The sequence below is a fragment of the Pseudomonas frederiksbergensis genome (assembly GCF_017114915.1).
In the GTDB taxonomy this organism is placed as follows: domain Bacteria; phylum Pseudomonadota; class Gammaproteobacteria; order Pseudomonadales; family Pseudomonadaceae; genus Aquipseudomonas; species Aquipseudomonas frederiksbergensis_I.
This window is the reverse complement of the sequence record NZ_JAAUOE010000024.1, coordinates 74,722-95,837: the sequence shown is the minus strand read 5'-3', so window position 1 is coordinate 95,837 and position 21,116 is coordinate 74,722. Positions and strand designations below refer to the sequence as shown.

General features: G+C 59.0%; 19 protein-coding genes. 6 read left to right on the top strand and 13 right to left on the bottom strand.

What is annotated here, in order from left to right:
• Positions 1-685 (top strand): hypothetical protein (locus HCU66_RS17845; RefSeq protein ID WP_205889723.1); only part of this gene is annotated, 685 nt, incomplete at its 5' end.
• A gap of 313 nt (positions 686-998) precedes the next feature.
• Here HCU66_RS17845 and gfa read toward each other — a convergent pair.
• Positions 999-1,577, bottom strand: a complete 579-nt coding sequence (gfa, locus tag HCU66_RS17840; protein WP_205889722.1) for an S-(hydroxymethyl)glutathione synthase — start codon at positions 1,575-1,577, stop codon at positions 999-1,001.
• A gap of 526 nt (positions 1,578-2,103) precedes the next feature.
• On the opposite strand from gfa, the gene HCU66_RS17835 reads away from it, so the two are divergent.
• Both HCU66_RS17835 and HCU66_RS17830 read left to right on the top strand, forming a co-directional pair.
• Entirely contained in the window at positions 2,104-2,802 is a 699-nt protein-coding gene (locus HCU66_RS17835; RefSeq protein ID WP_205889721.1) for a two pore domain potassium channel family protein, read from the top strand.
• A gap of 196 nt (positions 2,803-2,998) precedes the next feature.
• Positions 2,999-4,360, top strand: a complete 1,362-nt coding sequence (locus tag HCU66_RS17830; RefSeq protein ID WP_205889720.1) for an MATE family efflux transporter — start codon at positions 2,999-3,001, stop codon at positions 4,358-4,360.
• 15 nt (positions 4,361-4,375) lie between these two features.
• Here HCU66_RS17830 and HCU66_RS17825 read toward each other — a convergent pair whose 3' ends face one another.
• The 7 genes from HCU66_RS17825 to HCU66_RS17795 form a co-directional block, all read right to left on the bottom strand.
• Positions 4,376-5,125 (bottom strand): SDR family oxidoreductase, encoded by a 750-nt coding sequence (locus HCU66_RS17825; protein ID WP_205889719.1) that lies wholly within the window; start codon positions 5,123-5,125, stop codon positions 4,376-4,378.
• A 239-nt stretch (positions 5,126-5,364) separates the two neighbouring features.
• On the bottom strand, positions 5,365-6,294 hold the full coding sequence (locus tag HCU66_RS17820) for an SdiA-regulated domain-containing protein (protein ID WP_205889718.1): 930 nt from the start codon (positions 6,292-6,294) through the stop codon (positions 5,365-5,367).
• Entirely contained in the window at positions 6,291-7,811 is a 1,521-nt protein-coding gene (locus HCU66_RS17815) for an ArnT family glycosyltransferase (protein WP_205889717.1), read from the bottom strand. Before HCU66_RS17815 ends, HCU66_RS17820 begins: the two co-directional genes overlap by 4 nt.
• A gap of 3 nt (positions 7,812-7,814) precedes the next feature.
• A complete protein-coding gene (locus tag HCU66_RS17810) occupies positions 7,815-8,093 on the bottom strand; it encodes a lipid-A-disaccharide synthase N-terminal domain-containing protein (RefSeq protein WP_205889716.1) in 279 nt (92 codons plus the stop codon).
• Positions 8,090-8,830, bottom strand: a complete 741-nt coding sequence (locus tag HCU66_RS17805; RefSeq protein WP_205889715.1) for a glycosyltransferase family 2 protein — start codon at positions 8,828-8,830, stop codon at positions 8,090-8,092. Before HCU66_RS17805 ends, HCU66_RS17810 begins: the two co-directional genes overlap by 4 nt.
• A 47-nt stretch (positions 8,831-8,877) precedes the next feature.
• On the bottom strand, positions 8,878-9,855 hold the full coding sequence (locus HCU66_RS17800) for an NAD-dependent epimerase (protein WP_205889714.1): 978 nt from the start codon (positions 9,853-9,855) through the stop codon (positions 8,878-8,880).
• 241 nt (positions 9,856-10,096) lie between these two features.
• On the bottom strand, positions 10,097-10,885 hold the full coding sequence (locus HCU66_RS17795; RefSeq protein WP_241015554.1) for an alpha/beta hydrolase: 789 nt from the start codon (positions 10,883-10,885) through the stop codon (positions 10,097-10,099).
• Positions 10,886-11,026: 141 nt separating this feature from the next.
• Between HCU66_RS17795 and HCU66_RS17790 the strand changes: the two genes are divergently transcribed.
• The gene (locus HCU66_RS17790; protein WP_205889713.1) at positions 11,027-11,845 is read left to right on the top strand and encodes an aldo/keto reductase; all 819 of its coding nucleotides are present in this window, start codon (positions 11,027-11,029) and stop codon (positions 11,843-11,845) included.
• Positions 11,846-11,934: 89 nt separating this feature from the next.
• Here the strand turns inward: HCU66_RS17790 and HCU66_RS17785 are convergent, their stop codons facing one another.
• From HCU66_RS17785 to groL, 5 genes are all read right to left on the bottom strand, one after another.
• Complete coding sequence (locus HCU66_RS17785; protein ID WP_205889712.1) at positions 11,935-13,746, bottom strand: DAHL domain-containing protein; 1,812 nt, start codon at positions 13,744-13,746, stop codon at positions 11,935-11,937.
• A 173-nt stretch (positions 13,747-13,919) separates the two neighbouring features.
• Positions 13,920-14,903, bottom strand: coding sequence for a zinc-dependent alcohol dehydrogenase family protein (locus HCU66_RS17780; RefSeq protein ID WP_205889711.1), 984 nt, complete (start codon positions 14,901-14,903; stop codon positions 13,920-13,922).
• Positions 14,904-14,977: 74 nt separating this feature from the next.
• Complete coding sequence (locus HCU66_RS17775) at positions 14,978-15,415, bottom strand: potassium channel family protein (protein WP_205889710.1); 438 nt, start codon at positions 15,413-15,415, stop codon at positions 14,978-14,980.
• Positions 15,416-15,485: 70 nt separating this feature from the next.
• Positions 15,486-17,312, bottom strand: coding sequence for an ATP-dependent zinc metalloprotease FtsH (gene ftsH, locus HCU66_RS17770; RefSeq protein ID WP_205889709.1), 1,827 nt, complete (start codon positions 17,310-17,312; stop codon positions 15,486-15,488).
• A gap of 131 nt (positions 17,313-17,443) precedes the next feature.
• Positions 17,444-19,060: a chaperonin GroEL gene (groL, locus tag HCU66_RS17765; protein WP_205889708.1), complete on the bottom strand. Its 1,617-nt coding sequence runs from the start codon at positions 19,058-19,060 to the stop codon at positions 17,444-17,446.
• Between the two features lie 318 nt (positions 19,061-19,378).
• Between groL and HCU66_RS17760 the strand changes: the two genes are divergently transcribed.
• Positions 19,379-19,876: a BCAM0308 family protein gene (locus HCU66_RS17760; protein WP_205889707.1), complete on the top strand. Its 498-nt coding sequence runs from the start codon at positions 19,379-19,381 to the stop codon at positions 19,874-19,876.
• A 334-nt stretch (positions 19,877-20,210) separates the two neighbouring features.
• Complete coding sequence (locus HCU66_RS17755; protein WP_205889706.1) at positions 20,211-21,095, top strand: universal stress protein; 885 nt, start codon at positions 20,211-20,213, stop codon at positions 21,093-21,095.
• Positions 21,096-21,116: the final 21 nt, after the last annotated feature.

Here is a 21,116-nt window from a genome sequence, read left to right as displayed (position 1 = left end):
GGGAACCGCTACAGACCTGCACCATTGGCATGATATCGCCGAGAAGTTATTAAAGGTGCGAGACCGGGGCCTTGCACTCTCGCTAACGAATCAGTTGATTACTTCCTGTAAGTACGGTTTTCATCATGGAGACATCTGGACTTGCACCAAACCGTTGATGCTGCATCTTATGAAGGATTATGCTGAGGACCTGTGGCCGGTTTTTGGCGATGCTATCGTTCAATCAGAAGGCATGGAGAGATATTGGTTACAACAACTTTTAGATCGGGAAGCAAGTTTGGTGAGCAATACGCCAAGTGTACTTTCTGTAATTCCAATTGAAAGCGTTATTGAATGGTGTAAAAAACAACCTGATATTGGTCCTATCTTTGTTTCACGCTGCCTGAACATCTTTGAGATAGTTGATGAGATTAAAAAACCATCAGCATTGTTCATTGCCTTGCTTGAGAAATTCGGAAATGACAAGCGTGTAGGTAACGAACTGAGTGCAAATTTTGGAACCCGCGGTTGGTCAGGGTCTCTTGTACCCTACCTTGAATCAGATAAGGCGGCACTAATCCCGCTGATTGAACATGAAAACCCTAATGTAAGACGCTGGGTTAAAGACCTAGTGGTATATATAGACATCCAAATAACTGAAGAATCAAAGCGAGATGATGAGCATGGCTTCGGGCTCAATTATTAAGGGGTAAGTTTTTTTAATATGCTATACAAAAAATTACTGTGCACGGCAAATCATCGTTTCTACTGCTGATTTTCAGTGAGTCAAGTGATTATAGCCGCTTTTGGCCGTTATCTGCCTGATGTAGATGCAGTTAGCCATAGCGAAAAGGTGGGTTGAGAGAGCCTGGTGGTACAAAATTGGTACGAGCGGAATTGAGAACTGGCATAACCCGTTGTCTTAATGCCAACAGCCCTCCCGGTTAATTATGTGGGGCGCACAACATCAAAGGTGGATCGGACCGCGGTCCGGAAAAGAAACCGCGGCGACCGATCAATCAGGCGGCGGGGAGCAGGCCTTTCTGTCTGGCGACATGAGTCGCCAGTGCGTCCATCAAATCCGGGGACAGGCAGTCATAGGGTTCCAGGCCGATCGAGCGCAAGCGCTCGCGGATAGCCTTCATTTGCGCTGGCGGTGTGCCGGTTTCGATGATGGAGGACACGAACGCCGCGAATCCTGGCGCAGCCCATCCGCTCTGTGGCGAAAGCTCGGTGTGGACGAAGTCCAGGCCATAAAACGCATGGTCCTTGTTCTCGATGCGCCCAAAGAGATGGGCGTGACACTGCTTGCAGGCGTGGCGTTGGATGGTGGCGGATTCGTCGACAATCGCCAGTTTTTCGCCGTGGGCAATGATGCTGACCTTATCTCGAGGCACCACGGCGATAACGGCGAAAATCGCGTTTTGTGGTTTCCAGCATTTGCTGCAGCCGCACGCGTGGTTATGCAGAGTTTGTGCGTCGATCTTGACCTCGACTTTGTCGGTCGCACACAGGCATTGCAGGGTGCCACCTGTGAAATTCGCGGCGGCGGGTTGGATACCATTGTCCAGTGCAGGGTGAAGTTGCAAGGTGCTCATGCTGGCGTCTCCGTTTCAGGGTGTCAGACAAAAGTGCCTGGGGCCGTGCCCCAGACCGGTAATTCATCGGAACTCGATGACGGCGCGGATCAATTTGCCTTCATGCATCAGATCGAACCGCGGCGGATTTCGAAAAGGACACAGTGCATCAACGAGTGACCTCCTTCGGTGCGACCGGTCGGTTGCCCAGATCAAGAATAGTCTGCGATGACGCCTCGAGCGCGGCCAGGGCCAGCGCACGGGCGAGTGTGCCGTTTAGGGGGGGCAGGTGGCGGCTGTTGCAGTCGGCTGTGTTGCTGCAAGCCAGATTCGCTTGCTGGGGTTTGATCTGGGGTTGCTCGGGTGGCACTCGCAGCAGTAGTCATCAAGGCCACGTGTCTGCTTTCGATCCAGGCTGTCTGACAGGCTGAATCCTCTCACATGCATTCGCGACTAGAATTTCCCTGCCGACTCTTCTAAAGCCAGGTCAGATTTCAACCGTGTAACGTCAGGTCTCGAGCGTTATTTCAATCTCTGGGAAACCGGTATGACAGATCCGCAAGATAAAGCTGAATCCGACGAGGATTTAGCTCAGATGGTAATAGGGCGAGGGCCCTGCACCTATCTATTGCTGCTCTTACTAGGATTGATCCTCCTGTTTCCCTTTCTTGAGGACGGTATATTTGCTCGCACGTTGCTCGGCATTCTGTTTTCAATCGTGCTGCTCGTGGGCGCTTTCGCCACCAGGCAGACTCGTCGGGGGTTCATCCTGAAACTGGGGCTGGCGTTGCTTGGGGTTGGCCTTCAATGGGCGGCGTTGTGGGTCGAGAGTCTCGCGATTCTTGTCCTTGCCGGGATAACTTATGCAGCGTCTCTTGCAGTCTCGTTTAGCGGAGTGCTTCGCTATATTCTCAAGCGCGGGCCAATTACCGCCGACAAGCTGCATGCCGCGCTTGCGGGTTACATCATGCTGGCGTTCGTTTGGTCCTTCGTCTATGCCCTGGTCGAGATATCCAGCGCTGGCTCATTCGGCCCTGGCCACCTCGACTTCGCACAGCCCGGCACTTTCTTCAAGCTGATCTATTTCAGCCTCACAACGCTCACGACCACCGGTTACGGTGATGTTCTCCCATTGACCAACCACGCCCGCTCACTTGTGATGGTCGAAGAATTTTCAGGCGTCTTTTATGTGGGTGTTGTGATCGCGCGGCTTGCCGGTCTTTATCCGTCGAATCAGGCCAAGTGACTCTCGATTTGCCTGAGCCACCTCCGGGCATTAGTGATTGAGTCGTCCCTGATTCAGTGGATACCTCCGACCGACTGCTAATGGCCGAACGCACCTATTACTTTTGCTACCCAAATCCGAAAAACAGGAGCGCATTGTTCCCAGCCCCGTAGCGTAGAATCCCCAAAACACCAGCCCCCACCCGAGACGGACCTCAATGCAAACCCCAACCAAACCCCAACACCCCCTCTGGCAAACCTACCTCCTGTTCCTCGCCCCCATGGTCCTCTCCAACTTCCTCCAGTCCATGTCCGGCACCATCAATAGCATCTATATCGGTCAATTGCTCGGCACCCAGGCGTTAGCGGCGGTATCGGGTATGTTTCCCATAGTGTTCTTCTTCATCGCCTTGGTCATCGGCCTTGGCGCGGGTGCTGGGGTGTTGATCGGTCAGGCCTGGGGCGCTCGTGAGGTGCATCTGGTGAAGGCGATCGCCGGTTCGACGTTGCTGTTGGGGGCGATGATCGGGTTGGCGGCGGCGGTGTTGGGCAGTGTGTTCGCCCGGCCTGCATTGCAGGGGCTGGGCACGCCGGCGGATGTGCTGGACGATGCGGTGGCGTATGCCCATGTGATGATGTGGATCTTGCCGTCGCTGTTGGTGTTTGTGTTGTTCACGCAGTTGCTGCGCGGGGTGAGCGATACGCTGTCGCCGTTGTTGGCGTTGGTGGTGTCGACGTGTGTGGGGCTGGCGCTGACGCCGGCGTTGATTCTCGGCTGGTTGGGGCTGCCACCGATGGGGATTCAAAGTGCGGCGTGGGCGGGGTTGGTGGGGAACATGTCGGCGATGGGATGGCTGGCGTGGCGGTTGATTCGCAAGGGGCATCCGATGGCGCCGGATCGGGAGTTTTTTGCGGCGATGCGCTTGGACATGGAAATACTCGGCAAGGTGCTGCGCATCGGTTTGCCCACGGGGTTGCAGATGGTGGTGCTGTCGTTGTCGGAACTGGTGATTCTGGCGCTGGTGAACCAGCATGGTTCTCAAGCGACAGCGGCGTACGGGGCGGTGACGCAGATCGTCAACTACGTGCAGTTCCCGGCGTTGTCGATTGCGATTGCGGCGTCGATTCTCGGCGCGCAGGCCATCGGGGCCGGACGCATCGAGCGCATGGGGCCGATTTTGCGCACCGGGTTGTTGATCAACGTGTGCCTGACCGGTGGCCTGGTACTGTTGGGTTATCTGCTGTCGCACTGGTTGCTTGGGTTGTTCCTCACGGAGGATTCCACCCGGGCGATGGCCGAGCACTTGTTGCACATCATGCTCTGGAGCCTGCTGGTATTCGGTTTTCAGGCGATCATCGGCGGCATCATGCGCGCCAGCGGCGCGGTGTTGGTGCCGGTGGTGGTTTCGATCGTTTGCGTGGTCGGGGTGCAGTTGCCGGTGGCGTATCTGCTGGATGCGCGCTTTGGGCTGCAAGGGGTGTGGATGGCGTTCCCGGTGGCGTACCTGGGCATGCTGATGCTGCAGACGCTGTATTACAAAATGGTCTGGCAGCATCAGAAGATTGAGCGGTTGGTGTAGGCCCTCAATGACCTGTCAGGTGTTGCTCTTGAGCCAGGTTTCGAAACGCGTCGGCCCGACGATGGGGTGCTCTCCCGGCGTCAGTGTGTGGTCATCGATCGGCGCGCCGAAGTAGGGGACCGTGTCGTCCGGTTGGGCCTGGCGCGGATCGTTGGTGTGTTGCAAAAACAAGCGCACGAACTCCACCAACGGCCAGCGCTCGGGCCCGGCCACTTCCAGGGTCTGGTTGCTCGGCGCCTGCACCGCGACTTTCGCCAGCGCAGTCGCTACATCGAACGCGGCAATCGGTTGCAACGCGGCGGAGGTCAAGCGCACGGAGTCGCCGTCCTGCACGCCCGAATGTGAAATGGCCCCGATGAATTCAAAAAACTGCGTGGCCCGCAGGATTGTGTAAGGAATGCCTGAGTCCTTGATGAGTTTTTCCTGGGCCATTTTGGCCCGGAAATAGCCGCTGTCGAGCATGCGCTCGGTGCCCACCACCGACAGGGCGACATGGTGTTTGACCCCGGCGGCTTTCTCGGCGGCGAGCAGGTTGCGTCCACTGGTTTCGAAAAAATCGAGCACGGCAGCGTCTTCGAAGGAGGGCGAGTTGGCCACGTCGATCACCACATCGGTGCCTTGCAGGGCACCTTGCAATCCTTCGCCGGTGAGGGTGTTGACGCCGGTGCTCGGGGACGCGGCCAGGGTTTCATGCCCCAGGTTTTGCAGATTTTTGCAGAGCTGCCTGCCGATCAGCCCGGTACCGCCAATGACGACGATTTTCATGACGAGTCTCCCGATGCGAGCGCAGTGGGTGGCGAGGTGTCAGCCCCGCTGGAGCGTCGTGTTTCTGGACGGGGTGAGGGGCTGGCTTGGAGTTCTGCAACCATTAAAGCCCCTGAATCGGTTTGATGGCGCAAGGGTGGGGAAGTTGTCCGATAGGTGGTCAGTTCAGCCGTGATGTGATCCGTAGCAGCTGCCTCGCGGGCTCGGCAGCCGCCCATCCAGCACAATACCCATTAAGGCTATTGCTGATTCTGCGCCACAGCAGCCTTCGACTTGGAGAACCGGTAGAACAGGTTGGGCTCGCTCACAATGTAGAGCTCGCCGGAGGTGTCCATGGTCATGCCCTCGGCTTGCGGGATGGTTTTTTTCAGGTCATTGAGGCCGAGCAGGGTGCGGAAGCTGACGAAGTTGCCGTCCTGGTCCAGTTCGGTCAGGTTGCTGGACTGTTCGCTCAATAACAACAAGTGACCGGTCCGTGGATCGTAGTAACCCTCGGAAAGATCCAGGCCGAAGACGCTGCGGTCGATCCAGTGGGTCAAGTCCTTGATGCGCGCCTGCAACGGGCCGCCGATGGACGCCCGCATGCCCGTGACCGTAAACAGCTGCCGCGGATCGCGTTCCTTGATCGCGAAGATACGATCATTGGCCGCATCATAGGTCACGCCTTCAAAGCCCTTGTTGTGTTCGCTCAGGTTGATCTCGACGGCGACAAACGGGGCGTTTTCCACATGGATCGGGCTCGGGCTGTCCGGCAGGGTGACGACGTACAGCCGCTGCAACACTTCATCGGCGACCACCACACGCCCATTGCCCATGTATGCAATGCCTTCGGTGTCCTGGAAGCCGATCAGCGGGTAACGTTCGAGCAGGTCGCCGTTACGGCTCATGGCCACAATCTCCATGGGCACACCATTGGTGATACCCAGCAGACGATCGTGATCCGGGTCATAGGCGACGCCGGACAAATTGGTGATGCCCGCGACAGGCTTGGCCTGGATCACGGCTTTATAGTCCGGCAGCCAGATATTTTTATCGGGCGCCTGATTGCCATGCCAGCGGTTTTGCCAGTACGCATACAGCTGCTGGTGGACCATGAAACGTGCGGAAACCGCATAGGCGCCAAGCAGTACAACAATGAAAAACAGCCCCGTTTTCCATCGCTTGCTCATGACTTGTCCTTGTTCCAACTGAAGCGATAGACCTTGGCGGGTTGTCCGGGCTGGCATTGGCCGTTATCGGCATCGGCGCCCACGATTGACCACTGCGCACGAGACGTTTCGCCCAGCTCATGGGCGGCCTGGGGATTGAAGCACTGGCCCAGCACTTCGTCCGGGACCAAGGCGTAGGCGTCGCGGTGTTCGCGCAGCCATTGCGCCGCTTGTTCGACCGAGGAGTTGCTCATCCCGAAATGCACGATCGGCTGCCGGGCGAATAACCAGTGGCCCTCGCGCCAGTTGACCAACACCAGGTCGGCGCCATGGGTCATGGTCGCCGCCTGCGCCATGATCGCTTCATGGGGGTTGCGACCTTCCTTGATCGGCTCGATGAACCCACGGGCGAACCACAGAACAAACCAGGTCACCACCAGCGCCTGGAAAACCCGCCTACCGCGCGGACGCTTGCCGAACCAGCGCTTGAGCAGCCAGGGAATCAGCGGCGCCGCCACCAGCACCAGCCCCGGCAACGCCGGGTAGATGTACAACTTGCGCTTGCCGCTGCTCAGGCAGAAAAACAGCACCACCAGCACGACCCAGCCCAGCAGCACCAGCGCTCGACCGTCATGCTTGCGCAGTTGCTTGCGCCAGGCCGGCACCAGCCACGGCAGGGCCAACACCAACGGCAGCCAGTATTGCGGGATGACGTTGACGAAGAAATACCAGAACGGTTCGCGATGGTGCCACGCGGCGGCATAGCGTTCCGCCGTCTGGCGCAGCAGGATTTCGCGCGCATAGGCGATTTCATCCGCGGTGCCATTGAGCGCGATGGACAGTGCCAGGGGCAGCAGCCAGATCGCGATGGCGCCGAGGGCGACCAAAAAGCCCAGGAACCACTTGCGCTTCTGATCGGGCATGGCCACTACACCGGACCAGTTTTTGCGCACTGCGTAGGCATACGGAATCAGCATCAGGACCGGGACGAAGCCGACCCCTTTGGTGATCACGCCGATGCCCATGGCGGCGCAGCCTACATAAAACCAACGCCACGCCGGCCCCAGCAACAGGTGTCGCGCCAGCCCGTATAGGCCCAGGGACGTGAACAGAATCAACAGGCTGTCGATCTGACCGGTACGCAGGATGCTGTAAGTCTGGTACGTGGCCAGGTACAACAGCGCCGCTATTCGACCGATGCGTTGATTCCACAGACGGCGGCCCAGGTCGTAGACCACGGCCGTGACCGTCGCGGCCGACAACAGCCCCGGAATATACAGGGCGAGGGCGGGCAGGCCGGTGAGCCATGCGAAGAGCGCCACCATCCACATGAAGATCGGCGGTTTATCGCCGTAGATCTCCGCGGCGCGGTGAGGGATGAGCCATGAGCCGTTGTGCAGCATTTCCAGCGCTACGCCGAGGAAGCGTTCCTCGTCGACGTTTTGCGGTTGACGCAGCCCCAGGCCAGCGCCGATCAACAGCAGGGCAAGCAGCACCAGGCCCAGGCATTCGATGCCGGGCGACAGGGGTTTACGCATGGCTCAGTCCTTCAGGTGTTTGCTGCGGGCAATCAATTGCAAATTGCGCAGATAGACGATGGAGCCAAAGGCCTGGCCGACGATGAACACCGGGTCTTCCCGGTAAATGGCATAAGCGAACAGCAGTGTGCTGCCGACGATGCTCAGGTACCAGAAACTCACCGGGATCACGCTGCGTTTTTTGTATTCGCTGTACAGCCACTGCAAGACGAAGCGCCCGGTAAAGGCGATCTGGCCACCGAAGCCGATCACCAGCCACAGGGTTTCGCGGGAAAGGTTCATCCTTCGATCTCCTGCGCGTTGGTGTTCAACCGCGTGCGCTTGATCAGCCACCACACGCCGAACAGGTCGAGAATGCCCACCAGGGCGCGGTCGATGTTGCCGTATTTGGACACACCGGCGGTGCGAGGCCGATGGTTGACCGGATGGACGATCATTCGGCCGTTGTGACGCTGGATCAGCGCGGGAATGTACCGATGCATGTGGTCGAAGTACGGCAGGCGCAGAAACGCCGCGCGCTCGATCAGCTTCAGCCCGCAGCCGGTGTCCGGGGTGGCGTCATTGAGCAAGCGGCGGCGCAGCCCGTTGGCGAACCGCGAGGCCCAGCGTTTGCTCGCGGTATCGCGGCGGTTGACCCGGTGCCCGGCCACCAACTGAACGTCGACCAGACCCTGTTCCCCACGCACCAGCGCCAACATCCCGGGGATGTCCGCGGGGTCGTTTTGACCGTCGCCATCAAGGGTGGCCAGCCATTGCCCCCGGGCGGCGAGCGCCGCGTGGTAGAGCGAGGTGCTTTGCCCCAGCGAGCGCTCATGGCGCAGGATGCGCAACGCGTCCAGGCCGCTGTTTTTCAGCTGCCGCAGTTCATGCAAGGTGGCATCGGTGCTGCCATCGTCCACGACAATGATTTCGTAGGCCTCATCGGCCAATGCGACGCGGATTTCCTCCAGTAACGGTTTGAGGTTGTTCGCTTCGTTCTTTGCTGGAATCAATACAGATACAAAAATGTCTTGGCTCATAGAATCCCCCTTGCTCCTTGGTCTTTTATTTATCAAGGGCTCACGTTTCATATCTGATAGAAGTGGCGATACCACTTCACAAATTCCGCCACACCGGTCTCGACCGTCACTTGAGGACGGAAGTCGACCCACTCGGCCAGTGCCGAAATGTCGGCCCAGGTCTTGATCACATCGCCTGCCTGCAGCGGCATGAAATTGCGTTGGGCCTTGATGCCCAGCGCCGATTCCAGGCAGTCGACGAACGCCAGCAGCGGCACTGGCTGGCCACGGCCTATGTTGAAAATCCGGTTTACGCCATCGCCTGGCGTGTTCGGCACCGGTGGCTTGGCGCGCAGGCGAGCGATGCTTTCGACGATGTCGTCGATGTAGGTGAAATCGCGCGACATCTGGCCATCGTTATAGATGTCGATCGGCAAGCCTTTGATGATCGCCTCGGTAAACTTGAACAGCGCCATGTCGGGGCGCCCCCAAGGCCCGTAAACGGTAAAAAAGCGCAAGCCGCTGGCTTTCAGGCCATAGAGGTGGCAGTAGCTGTGCGCCATCAGTTCATTGGCGCGTTTGCTGGCGGCGTACAGCGAAATGGGATGATCGACGGCGTCTTCGACACTGAACGGCATTTTGCTGTTGGTGCCGTACACCGAGCTGCTCGAGGCATAGATCAGGTGCGCGGGGCGATGGTGCCGGCAGGCTTCCAGCACATTCAGAAAACCCACCAGATTGGACTGCGCATAGACGTCCGGATTGTTCAGTGAATAGCGAACACCCGCCTGGGCGGCCAAGTGCACAACCTCGGTGAAAGCATGGGCTTCGAACAGGGCCATCAGGGCCGGTTTGTCGACGATGTCCAGGGCCTGGAAACGAAAGCCCGGCAATGATTCCAGCTCCTTGAGCCGCGCGTGTTTGAGCTCCACGCTGTAGTAGTCGTTGAGGTTGTCGATACCGATCACTTCAAGGCCTTCGCGACACAAACGCTTGGCGGTGTGATACCCGATGAAACCGGCGACGCCAGTGACCAGAACCGTCATGAGGCCTGCGCCTGTGCATGACTGATCCCCATTCTGCGCAAAGGATGCCTTTGCATGACAGTTACCCCTGAGTGCGCGCTGATCAGCGTATTTTTTTGAGTCGATACCACCGTTGGCTCCAGGCCTTGCTCCGTGGTGTCCCCAGCCACACATACCGTGCCTGCTGGGTTGTAAAAAAAACGTTAAGCATTGATGTCGATTTTGTGACCGTCTCCTTATGGGCCTGCGGGTGTGATGGCCCTCACAGCGCGGCACCCAGCAGCTGCAGGTAGTGGGGGCTCTCGGAAATCGTGTTGTGGCCCGTGCCCGGTATGACTTTCAGTGAGGCCACACCCTTGGCGAAATGCGTGTAGAGCTGGTCTGTGCTTGAGCGCGGAATGACTTCGTCGTGCTCGGCCGCGATCAACAGCGTCGGGACGGTGATGTGAGCGGCGTACTTCCAGGATTCGAATTTGTCCTGCAACAGCCACTTCACCGGGAACCAGGGAAACTGGCGCACGGCGAGGTCTTCAAGGCTGTTGTAAGGCGTGATCAGGATCAATCGCGAGGCCGGGCGCTGGCTGGCCAGGCGCAGGGCAACACCCGAACCGAGGCTGCGACCGATCACTGCAATGTCGGGATGGGTGTTGTAGACAAAGTCGAACAAGGTCATGGCATCACGCTGAATCGCCTCCTCGGATGGCGACCCGGAGCTGCCGCCATAGCCTCGGTAATGCAGCAAATAGAGCGCATGATCGGCAAAGGCCTGCGAAAAACCGGGCAAGCTGCGGGAAACGTCTTCGGCGTTGCCGCCGAAGTAGATCAACGCCTTCGGCCCGTCGTGGGGCCTGACGGTCACCAGCACCTGCGCGTCGGCGACTGACAATGTCAGAAGCGATTCGGGGGCGTCGATGGCGCGTGGTTGCGGGTAGTAGATGAGGGCGCGTTGGAACACGAACAGCGTGGCGCAGAGCAGCAGGTATGCAATGGCAATGAAAGCGAAGAGAGACACCAGGGTTCGCGACATTCGGCTAAGTTTAGTGGACGACATGGACTGCTTCGGGCCTTGGGGCAGCTATTGCTTGCGCGTTGCCAGAGTGTAGTCCAGCTATTCCAGTCGTACAGGAGAGCCGCGGTGCATTGGCGGTCTTCACCTTCGATCCGGCCTTTGCTGCAAACAGGAGGCAAGAACATGCTGACCCGAGCCATTCCTTCCAGCGACGAGCCATTGCCCATGGTCGGACTGGGCACCTATCGCGGTTTTGATGTCGCGCCTTCAGACGCCGCTTACAAACAACTGCACGCGGTGCTCAGCGGGTTGTTCGAGAAAGGGGGAAAGGTGATCGACAGCTCGCCCATGTACGGTCGCGCCGAGCAGACGACCGGTGAGTTGCTGTCGATCCATCAGCCTCGCTCGCCGGCCTTTCTGGCCACCAAGGTCTGGACCCGTGGCCGCGAAGAAGGCATCGAGCAGATGGAACAGTCGTTCAAGCTGTTGCAGACCGACCGTATCGACCTGATGCAGATTCACAACCTGCTGGACTGGAAAACCCATCTGCCCACCCTTCGCCAATGGAAGGCAGAAGGGCGCATCCGCTACATCGGCATTACCCATTACACGGCGTCGGCCTATGACGAGGTGGAGGCGGTGTTGAAAGCCGAGCCGATGGACTTTTTGCAGATTAACTACGCCCTGGACGAGCGAGGCGTCGAGAAGCGAATTTTGCCGCTGTGTCGCGAACGCGGCGTGGCGGTGATCTGCAATCGGCCGTTCGGCGGCGGTGGCTTGCTCGCTCGATTGAGAGGCACACCGTTACCGGGATGGGCGGCGCAAGTAGGGGTCAACAGTTGGGCGCAACTGGCGCTCAAGTTTCTGCTGGCCCACCCGGCGGTGACCTGTGTCATCCCCGGCACCGGCAACCCGCGCTACATGGCGGAAAACGCCGGCGCCGGTTTCGGCCCGATGCTCATGGATGCGCAGCGCCAGCAGTTGATTGCCCTGATGGGGTAACCCTTGTAGGAGCGGGCTTGCCCGCGAAGGCGGCGGTATAGTCAACATTGATGTTGCCTGACACACCGCTTTCGCGGGCAAGCCCGCTCCTACATGACGGCGGAAGACACTGCATGCGCCATCTCCAGCGGGATCTCCAGGGTAAAAATCGCGCCCCGGCCCGGCCCATCGCTATGAACGCTAAGGTGCCCGTTCATCTCTACCGCCGCGAGCGCGCAACTGTGCAGGCCAAAACCGTGACCTTCCTTGCGCGTGGTGAAACCGTGATTGAAGATGCGGGTCAGGTTCTCGGCAGCGATCCCTTCCCCCTGATCTTCTACGCTCAAGCGCAGCGTTGCGTTATCGACAATCTTGATGCCCAGCGTCATACGGCGCTCATGATCGCTGACCCTGGACATCGCATATTTGGCATTGCTGATCAGGTTGATCAGGATCAACAGCAGTCGGTGCTTGTCGCCGATGATGGTCGGTATGGTCTGGTAGTCTTTGGTGACCGTGACATGGTGCCGGCTCAAGGCGCCGGAATTCATGCGTAATGCATCTTCGAACAGATCGACGACGTTCAACGGCTCGACCAGCCTGGCGGCGCCGGCATACGCCTGTTGGGTGGCAACGATGTCCTTGATGTGATCGATGCTTTTGGTCAGTTGCGCCAGTTCGTCAACGATGCTCGATTGCTCGACCGCGATGGAGTCGACCAGTTGATTGAAGTAAAGGGGCAGCAGTTTGCCTTTTTCATCGAGCGTCATGAACTGCCCCAGGTCCTGGGCATGCTCGTTCATCATTTTTACCGCTTTACCCAGGCCGAGGGTTTTGCTGGTCGACAGCCTGCGGGTGATCAATTCCGCGGAGACGTTCACGCTGTTGAGCACATTACCGACGTTGTGCAGCACGTTGGTGGCGATCTCCGCCATGCCGGCCATCCGCGCGGCATCAACCAGCTCGCGCTCGGCTTCCAGCAGTTCGCGGGTGCGTTCCTCGACGCGTTGCTCCAGTCGCTCATTGGCGGTTTGCAGTTGGTTGTTCATCTTGTTGATCAGCGCATAACTGCGAATCAGGCGGACGGCCAGGTACAACAACAGCAGCGCCATGATGCCGGTGCAGATCCCCAGGTACAGGTGATATTGGCGGTCTGTCGCGGCTGTGCGCCGTTGGGTCTCGTTCAATAACTCGTTGATGCTGTCCAGTTGCTGTGCGACCGGAATGACACTGATGCGATCAACCAGGTCATTGACGATGGGCTGCTCTCGCACAATGGCATTCACAGCGTCTAGCAAGGCAGTGAAAGGCGGGCGCCGTTCAGGCGGCAGTTGATTGATGTATTCATTCAGATATTCCAGATGCCCGGAGATTTCCTCAGCCCTTTCGGTGGTGACATAGAGGGAGTATTCAAGGGTGTCCAAGGTAAGATCGAACACCACTGAGGCCGCCCGAGCGTCCACCAACGGGCGTTTGTCGTTGGTGTCTTCCAGCAACACCCGAATGGCATCTTCCAGCGCAGGCAGGGCCTCGAATGATGTTCGCAAGGCCGTGTTGTGCTGTTTGAATTGCTCAACCAACCGGGTTTTGTTTTCTATTGCATCCAGATAACCCAGGCGTCGAGATTGCCAAAGGGTCGAGAGGGGGCCGACCGCGTTGAGGCTGTCGAGCTGCGCCCAGCGCTCTTCCGCTTCAGGGGGCGCCACCAGCAGTAAGTTGTTGTTCATACCGACTTTTGCTCTCAGGATCTTCACGTTCCAGTTGGCATCGTATTGCTTGAGTTGACGCACGAAGTCGCGCGACTCGAAGTAGGTCGATGTGTCGTAGGAATAGGATTTGATCAGCAAAAATATCAGTACGCTGAAAAGGGTAAGCGCAATGGCGGCCAACGCCGGCCATTTGTAATGACTGGAAAGTTGCATTGCGGCATTCCTCCCTCATGCAGGTCGTCCTGAGAGAGGCTGCCAACGGCTGATGAAGTCCATTTTTGCGCTCCCTGCAAAATGACGAATAATCGCCACACCATTCCCAAGCCTAGCGTTATTGGCGGACAGTGCCGGAAAAAGCACCGAACGGTCATCCGGCGCCGCGCTCATCAGGGAATGAGCACGATTGCCCCCTTGACCTGACCGGCCCTCAGGCTTGCCAGCGCCTGATTGGCATCGTCCAGGGCGAAACAGGTGACGTCGCTGTGCACGGGCGTATGGCGCTGCTCTTCAAAAAACGCCGTGCCGTCTTCGCGGGTCAGGTTCGCCACCGAACGGACGCTGCGTTCGCCCCACAGCAGTCGATAAGGGAAACCGGGGATGTCGCTCATATGGATACCGGCGCAAATCACACTGCCGCCCTTGACGGTGGCCTCCAGCGCCAGCGGCACCAATGCCCCGACGGGGGCGAAGATCAGGCTGGCGTCCAGCGGGTGTGGCGGTGGCTGGTCCGAAGGGCCGGCCCATGCGGCCCCCAGAGTCCGGGCATAGGCCTGGCCCTCATTGTCGCCCGGTCGGGTGAAGGCATACACCTGCTGCCCCCGGCCCCGGGCTACCTGAATCGCCAGATGCGCCGCCGCGCCGAAGCCATAGAGACCCAGATGACGCGCGCCCTTTGCCATTTGCAAGGCGCGAAAGCCGATCAGCCCGGCACACAGCAGCGGTGCGGCTTCGCTGGCCGAAAGCAAGTCCGGAAGGGGGAAACAGAAGCGGGCGTCGGCAACGGTGTAGTCGGCATAACCGCCATCCAGATGACAACCGGTGAACTGCGCCCGATCGCAGAGGTTTTCCCGGCCCGAGCAGCAGAATGTGCACTCACCGCACGTCCAGCCGAGCCAGGGAACGCCGACGCGCTTGCCGACCCAGTCGGGCGCGACGTCGGCACCCACCGCCGTCACTTCACCGACGATTTCATGGCCCGGCACCCGCGGCAGCACCGCTTGCGGCAATTCACCGTCCACCAGGTGCAGGTCGGTGCGGCACACGCCACAGGCCAGGACTTTGATCAACAGTTGGTGTGCGCCGGGCCGCGGAACAGGACGTTCCTCCCGTTGCAGCGGCTGACCGGGGGCATGCAGAACCATGGCGCGCATGACGACTCCTCAAACGCATGAAGCCCTTCTTATAGTCAGTTAGAGCATCGTTTTGATCCGTTTCAATCGGGCGTTTACGGGTGCAATCGACTGCTCTTCCAGTACTTCTGCATCTCCAGAAACAGAAACGAAGCCGTCCAGGAGATCAGTACCAGGCCGGTCAGTGCCTGCAGTCCGGTCAGGTACTTGAGCTGACCCACGGGTGAAATATCGCCAAAACCGATGGTGGTAAAAGTAGTGAAGGAAAAGTACACGCAGTCCATGAACGAGCCATCGAAATTGCCGCTCAGGCTGCCCCATTCACCGGAGCGGACCAGCAGGTAATAGACCAGCGCGAAACACCAGACCTCTATCGCATGGGCCAGCATTGCGCCGAACACCCCGACGACGATCCTGAAGCGGCTCCAGAGTTTGAGCCTGGGCAGCCAATCGTTCAGGCGCAGCAGGCATTCGTAATGGATCACCACCGTGATGACCACCACCAATGTGTTGATCAGCGTAATTGCGAACATGAGGCGCCTTCAGCGACAGGGGCGGGAGTGGTCCACGCGTGGTTACGCCGACCCACGATTGATCGGTGCGTCACGGTGGCGGTAAGGCCGGGGCAGGCTTGAACGGCATCAGCGGCGCGAACTCCTCGGGCGTGAGGGTTTCCTTTTCCAGCAACAGGCGGGCGCCCTCATCCAGGTCGGCCCGACGACTCTGGAGCAGTGCCTTGGCCCGTTGGTAAGCTTCATCGAGCAGGGCACGAATACCCAGGTCGATTTCCCGAGCGGTTTGTTCCGAATAATCCTTCTCGCCCATCGTGGCCATGCGGTCACCCAGGTACGTTGGGGTTTGCTTCTCCAGCACCGACTGGCCGAGTTCGGGGCTCATGCCGAAGCGGGTGATCAATTGCCGGGCGATATCGGTCGCGCGGCCCAGATCATCGGCGGCCCCGGTGGAGATCTGGCCATAGACAAGGTCCTCGGCGGCGCGCCCGGCCATCAGCACGACAATCCGGTCCTTGAGCGTCTGGCAACTGATCAGGAAGTGATCCTCGGTCGGTCGCTGCAAGGTATAGCCCAGCGAGCCGATGGCCCGGGGCACGATCGACACTTTATGCACCGGGTCCATGGCCGGCAGGCTGCTGGCGGCCAGGGCATGCCCCATCTCATGATAGGCCACCACCCGGCGCTCGTCGGGATCGAGCAGGTTGCTCTTGCGTTCGAGCCCCGCGATCAGGCGTTCTACCGCGGCCGTGAAGTCATTCAGGTTGACGGCATCGGCGCCGCGGCGGGTGGCGACGATGGCCGCTTCGTTCACCAGGTTGGCCAGGTCGGCGCCAGTGAAACCGGTGGTGATTTCGGCGATACGTGCGCCATCGAGCCCGGGTTCCACGGTGATTTTCTTGAGGTGAACCTTGAGGATCGCTTCCCGGCCTCTGCGATCGGGGCGGTCGATCAGAATCTGCCGGTCGAAGCGCCCGGCCCGCAACAGCGCCGGGTCGAGAACCTCCGGCCGGTTGGTCGCGGCCAGCAACACCACGCCCTCACGGGGGTCGAAGCCGTCCAGTTCGGCCAGTAACTGATTGAGGGTCTGTTCTTTTTCGTCATTGCCACCTAACACGCCGACGCCGCGCATCTTGCCCAGCGCGTCGAGTTCATCGATGAAGATGATGCAGGGCGACGCCTGGCGTGCCTGTTCGAACAGGTCGCGGACCCGGGCCGCACCGACCCCGACGAACATCTCGACAAATTCGGACCCCGAAATCGAGAAAAACGGCACGCCGGCTTCACCGGCGATGGCTTTGGCCACCAGGGTCTTGCCGGTGCCTGGCGGGCCGACCAGCAAGGTGCCTTTGGGAATGTGCGCGCCCAGGCGTGCGTATCGGGCCTTGTCCTTGAGGAACGAGACGATTTCCACCAGTTCGGCCTTGGCTTCGTCGATGCCCGCGACATCGGCGAAGGTCACCCCGGTGTCGCGCTCGACAAAGATCCTGGCCCGCGACTTGCCGACATTCATCAACCCGCCAAGGCCTTGTTTGTCCGCTATCCCGCGAAACAGGAAATGCCAGAACACCATGATCAGCATGAACGGCAACAGCCAGCCCAATAGGCTGCTCATAAAGGTATTTTCGTTGACCCCGGTAAAACCGACGCCCGATTGGGACAGCTCGGTCGCCAACGTCGGATCGACCCGCACGGTAGAGAACCGGTCGCGTCCGTCGATGGGCTCTTGCAATTTGCCGCTGATCCGGTCCTTGTCGATCTGCAAGTCGCTGACTTTTTGCTCGTTCAATAATTGCAGGAATTGGCTGTAGGGCAGGGGCTGTACAGCCTGGCGCTCGACAAAGAAAACCTGCATGAGGCCCATGACGATAAACGCGATCGCCAAGTAAGACAGGTTCCACTGGTCGTTCTTTTTCATGGCCTAGGCTCAGAGTGGGAACGCGTATCGGTAAGCCAACGGCCAACCCGTTTAATAAAGATAGCCTGCTTCAGCTTCTCCCTCGCGCAGGGCGCCGGATGATGTGCACAGGTCACCTCGCCTCGTGTCGGTCATTCAGGAAACGGTGGCTGGGCAGGCGATTCCTTTTCCGGAATATCCGTCATGGTCGCCTCGGTGAGCAGCAGGACACTGGCGACCGACACCGCATTTTCCAGGGCAATGCGCACCACCTTGGTCGGGTCGATGATGCCGGCTTCGTACATGTCCACATAACAATTGGCTGCCGCATCGAAGCCCACGTTGCCAGGTTCGGCGAGCATGCGGGCAATGACCACGCCGGCATCCACCGCCGAGTTTTCAGCAATGAGCCGGGCCGGTGCTTCCAAAGCCCGGCGCAGAATCTGCAGGCCGGTTTTGACATCGCCCTCATGGCTGGCTTCCTCGGCTGCGATCATCGGCACCGCCTTGAGCAGCGCCAGGCCGCCGCCTGGAACAATGCCTTCGGCGATCGCTGCCCGGGTCGCGGAAATCGCATCGTCGAGTGCATCCTTGCGCGATTTCATTTCAGCTTCGGAAGGCGCGCCGACGCGAATCACCGCCACGCCGCCAGACAGCCTGGCCAGGCGTTCCTGAAGTTTTTCCCGGTCATAATCGCTGGTGGTGTTGTCCATTTGCACGCGGATTTGTTGCAGGCGCGCCTCGATAGCCTCGCGTGTACCTGCGCCGCCAATCAGCGCGGTGCTGTCTTTTTGCACCACGACTCGATGAGCCCGCCCCAATTGGCTCAACTCCACCTGCTCGAGGTTGATGCCCAGCTCACTGGAGATCACGGTTGCGCCGGTCAGAACGGCAATGTCCTGAAGCATTTCCTTGCGTCGATCACCGAAGCCTGGCGCCTTGATCGCCACCGCACGCAATACTCCCCGAATCTGGTTGACCACCAAAGTGGTCAACGCTTCACCCTCTATGTCGTCGGCGATCAGGACCAGTGGTTGCCCATTTTTGGCAATCAATTCCAGCAATGGCAGCAGGTCTTTGAGCATGCCGATCTTATGGTCACAGAGCAGCAGGTAGGCATCGTCGAGTTCGGCCTGCATTTTCTCGGTATCGGTCACGAAATAGGGCGAGACATAACCACGGTCCAGGCGCATCCCTTCCATGACCTCGACCACGGTTTCGGTGGTCTTGGACTCTTCGACACTGACCACACCTTCAATGCCGACCTTTTCCAGAGCGTCGGCCACCAACTGACCGATGACGGCGTCGTTATGGGCCGAAAGCGTGGCGACCTGGGCCTTTTCCTTGGGCGTGCTGACCGGGCGCGATTGCGCCAGCAGTGATTGCATGACCAGAGAAAACCCCAGGTCCATGCCGCGCTTGAGGTCGATCGCGCTGGCGCCAGCGACGACGTTGCGGATGCCGTCAGCCAGCATTGCATGGGCCAGAACCGTTGATGTGCTGGTGCCGTCCCCGACGGCCTCACCGGTGCGTTCCGCTGCCTGACGCAGCATTTGCGCACCCAGATTCTCCTCTGGATCCAGCAGGTCGATCCGTTTGGCAATCGTCACGCCGTCATTGCAGACCGTCGGATTGCCCCATTTATTCTGAATCAACACCGATTTCGATTTCGGTCCCAAGGTCACCCGGACAGCGTCCGCCAGTTGTGTGGCGCCACTCAGGATTTTTTCGCGAGCGGTAGCACGAAACAGGATTTTAGTGTGAGCCATCAGGTTTCTCTCCTGAAGAGTTCTGCATCGTTTCAGCTTCTATGAAATGGCACGTGCAGCGTTGATTTTTATCAACAAAGTCACACTATCGCCGCGTCCCATTCGAATACCGGCAGGCAGGCGCAGTACGTACCGTTCGGATGATCGACCGTCGGTTGTTGGCCCCAATTGACAAATATCAACCTGAACCGCAGCAAACCGGGCCCAAATGAAATCTTCAAATCCACCGTGTTTTCAGTGGGCCTGACTGAAGGGGGGGCGATTTGAAAACACGGTTTCGCGTGGGATTTTTAGCTAACTCATTTGCGAGGAGAGACCATGGACAAGTTTCGGCAGAGTCAGAAAAACCAGCTGTTCAAAACACCGGCCCATGATCCTTATTGCTTGCCGAAAATCGAAGGTTCTGCCGTCTGCCCGCAGTGTGGGGCCGCCTACCAGGCAGGTAACTGGACCTGGAAAATTCCTGAAAATACGGTGGTTCATGATGCGCAAACAGTGACCTGCCCAGCCTGTCAGCGTACCAATGACAACAAGGCGGCGGGTACGCTCACGCTATCGGGCAGCTTCTTGCCCGCGCATCGCAGCGAGATCATCAACCTGATCGAAAACACCGAGAAAAACGAAAAAGCGGAGCATGCCCTGGAGCGCATCATCAGCCTGACCGATTCCGAGGGTGCGCTGGTGGTAACCACCACTGGCATCCATCTCGCGAACCGCCTGGGCCATGCACTGAAAGCGGCCTTCAAAGGGCACGCCGATTATCAGTACAGCGATGATGAATTCGGGGTAAGCATCGACTGGACGCGTGACGAGTAGAACCAGGCGCGACTGAGCAAACAAGCCTATGCGTTGTTGAACGAGCCTGTTTCGACTCAGACGATACAACGATTTTCTGCAGCGAAAAAACGGGCGGATGACAAATACCGCCAAGCCCGGCGGGAATGGTTGAAAACCATGAACAAGAGCGACCCATGATGGCAGGCTATTGCGGGTAGCCTGCCCGGCGAACGTATTTGATTTATATCAACGCCAACGTGATTCCAACGGAGGAGTCTGGGTTGACGCTGGTGCCTGATCCAGCGGGGGCGCAACGACCGCGTCCTCGCAACAGGCCATGTCGCGTTAAAGCCCACCTGCCTGGAGTCAGATCATGAGCCAGTATCAACGGTTGTTATTGATCATCAACCCGGCCCTGCGCCACTCGCCTGCAATACAACATGCCGCGGCCCTGGCCAAGGCCAGCGGGGCACGCTTGCATATCGCGGCCTTGATAAAGTCGTTGGACATTCTGTCGCTGCTTGAAGAGGGCGTGCGGGAAACGGCGCGGGAGAACTACCTGCAGGACCATCGCGATTGGTTGACGTACCAGGCAAAAAATATCCGTGGTCGGGGAATTGAGGTGACGGCAGAGGTGGCCTGGGCCGATGACCTGCAGCAGGACATTCTGGATCACGTCACGGAAATGCAACCCGACCTGTTGATCAAGGAGGTTCAGCATGAGTCGGCGCTCAAGCGCGCGTTTTTCACCCCGCTGGATTGGCACTTGCTGCGCCACTGTCCGGTGCCGGTCTATATGGTGGGCGGCGGTGGCCATACCTTGCCGCACAAGATCGTGGCCGCGGTCGACGTTTCGGGTACCGATTCCGACGGCGAGCTGAATGACCGGATCATCCAGCAGGCCAATGGCCTGGCGCTGCAGTGTAATGCCGAGTTGCACCTGCTGTACGCCTGCGACACGACGGACTATCTGGGCGATATGGGCGGCGGCGGCCTGACGCTGTCGGAGCTGACCAAACAGTTGCGTAAAGAACTGGAAAAATCGTTCCTGGCGCTGGCCGGTCGGTACGGTGTGGCCTCTGATCGTCGGCATTTCCTTCTGGGGCACCCGGTCTCGGCGCTGAGTGAATTTGCCAACGAACATCAGGTGGACGTGATCGTGATGGGCAGAGTCCAGTCCCATGGCTTGAACAAACTGGTGGGCAGCACGACCGAACATATTCTGTATCAGGTGCCTTGCAGCGTCCTGGCGGTCTAGGGACGGCCCCGTTCACGGTTG

Bases quoted from the DNA above. Each gene is read 5' to 3' on its own strand.
- HCU66_RS17790 (WP_205889713.1), top strand. From the start codon at position 11,027: ATGCTGACCCGAGCCATTCCTTCCAGCGACGAGCCATTGCCCATGGTC.
- groL (WP_205889708.1), bottom strand. From the start codon at position 19,060: ATGGCTCACACTAAAATCCTGTTTCGTGCTACCGCTCGCGAAAAAATC.
- HCU66_RS17810 (WP_205889716.1), bottom strand. From the start codon at position 8,093: ATGAACCTTTCCCGCGAAACCCTGTGGCTGGTGATCGGCTTCGGTGGC.
- HCU66_RS17805 (WP_205889715.1), bottom strand. From the start codon at position 8,830: ATGAGCCAAGACATTTTTGTATCTGTATTGATTCCAGCAAAGAACGAA.
- HCU66_RS17835 (WP_205889721.1), top strand. From the start codon at position 2,104: ATGACAGATCCGCAAGATAAAGCTGAATCCGACGAGGATTTAGCTCAG.
- gfa (WP_205889722.1), bottom strand. From the start codon at position 1,577: ATGAGCACCTTGCAACTTCACCCTGCACTGGACAATGGTATCCAACCC.
- ftsH (WP_205889709.1), bottom strand. From the start codon at position 17,312: ATGAAAAAGAACGACCAGTGGAACCTGTCTTACTTGGCGATCGCGTTT.
- HCU66_RS17760 (WP_205889707.1), top strand. From the start codon at position 19,379: ATGGACAAGTTTCGGCAGAGTCAGAAAAACCAGCTGTTCAAAACACCG.
- HCU66_RS17780 (WP_205889711.1), bottom strand. From the start codon at position 14,903: ATGCGCGCCATGGTTCTGCATGCCCCCGGTCAGCCGCTGCAACGGGAG.
- HCU66_RS17825 (WP_205889719.1), bottom strand. From the start codon at position 5,125: ATGAAAATCGTCGTCATTGGCGGTACCGGGCTGATCGGCAGGCAGCTC.
- HCU66_RS17755 (WP_205889706.1), top strand. From the start codon at position 20,211: ATGAGCCAGTATCAACGGTTGTTATTGATCATCAACCCGGCCCTGCGC.
- HCU66_RS17775 (WP_205889710.1), bottom strand. From the start codon at position 15,415: ATGTTCGCAATTACGCTGATCAACACATTGGTGGTGGTCATCACGGTG.
- HCU66_RS17785 (WP_205889712.1), bottom strand. From the start codon at position 13,746: ATGCAACTTTCCAGTCATTACAAATGGCCGGCGTTGGCCGCCATTGCG.
- HCU66_RS17800 (WP_205889714.1), bottom strand. From the start codon at position 9,855: ATGACGGTTCTGGTCACTGGCGTCGCCGGTTTCATCGGGTATCACACC.
- HCU66_RS17815 (WP_205889717.1), bottom strand. From the start codon at position 7,811: ATGCGTAAACCCCTGTCGCCCGGCATCGAATGCCTGGGCCTGGTGCTG.
- HCU66_RS17820 (WP_205889718.1), bottom strand. From the start codon at position 6,294: ATGAGCAAGCGATGGAAAACGGGGCTGTTTTTCATTGTTGTACTGCTT.
- HCU66_RS17795 (WP_241015554.1), bottom strand. From the start codon at position 10,885: ATGTCGTCCACTAAACTTAGCCGAATGTCGCGAACCCTGGTGTCTCTC.
- HCU66_RS17830 (WP_205889720.1), top strand. From the start codon at position 2,999: ATGCAAACCCCAACCAAACCCCAACACCCCCTCTGGCAAACCTACCTC.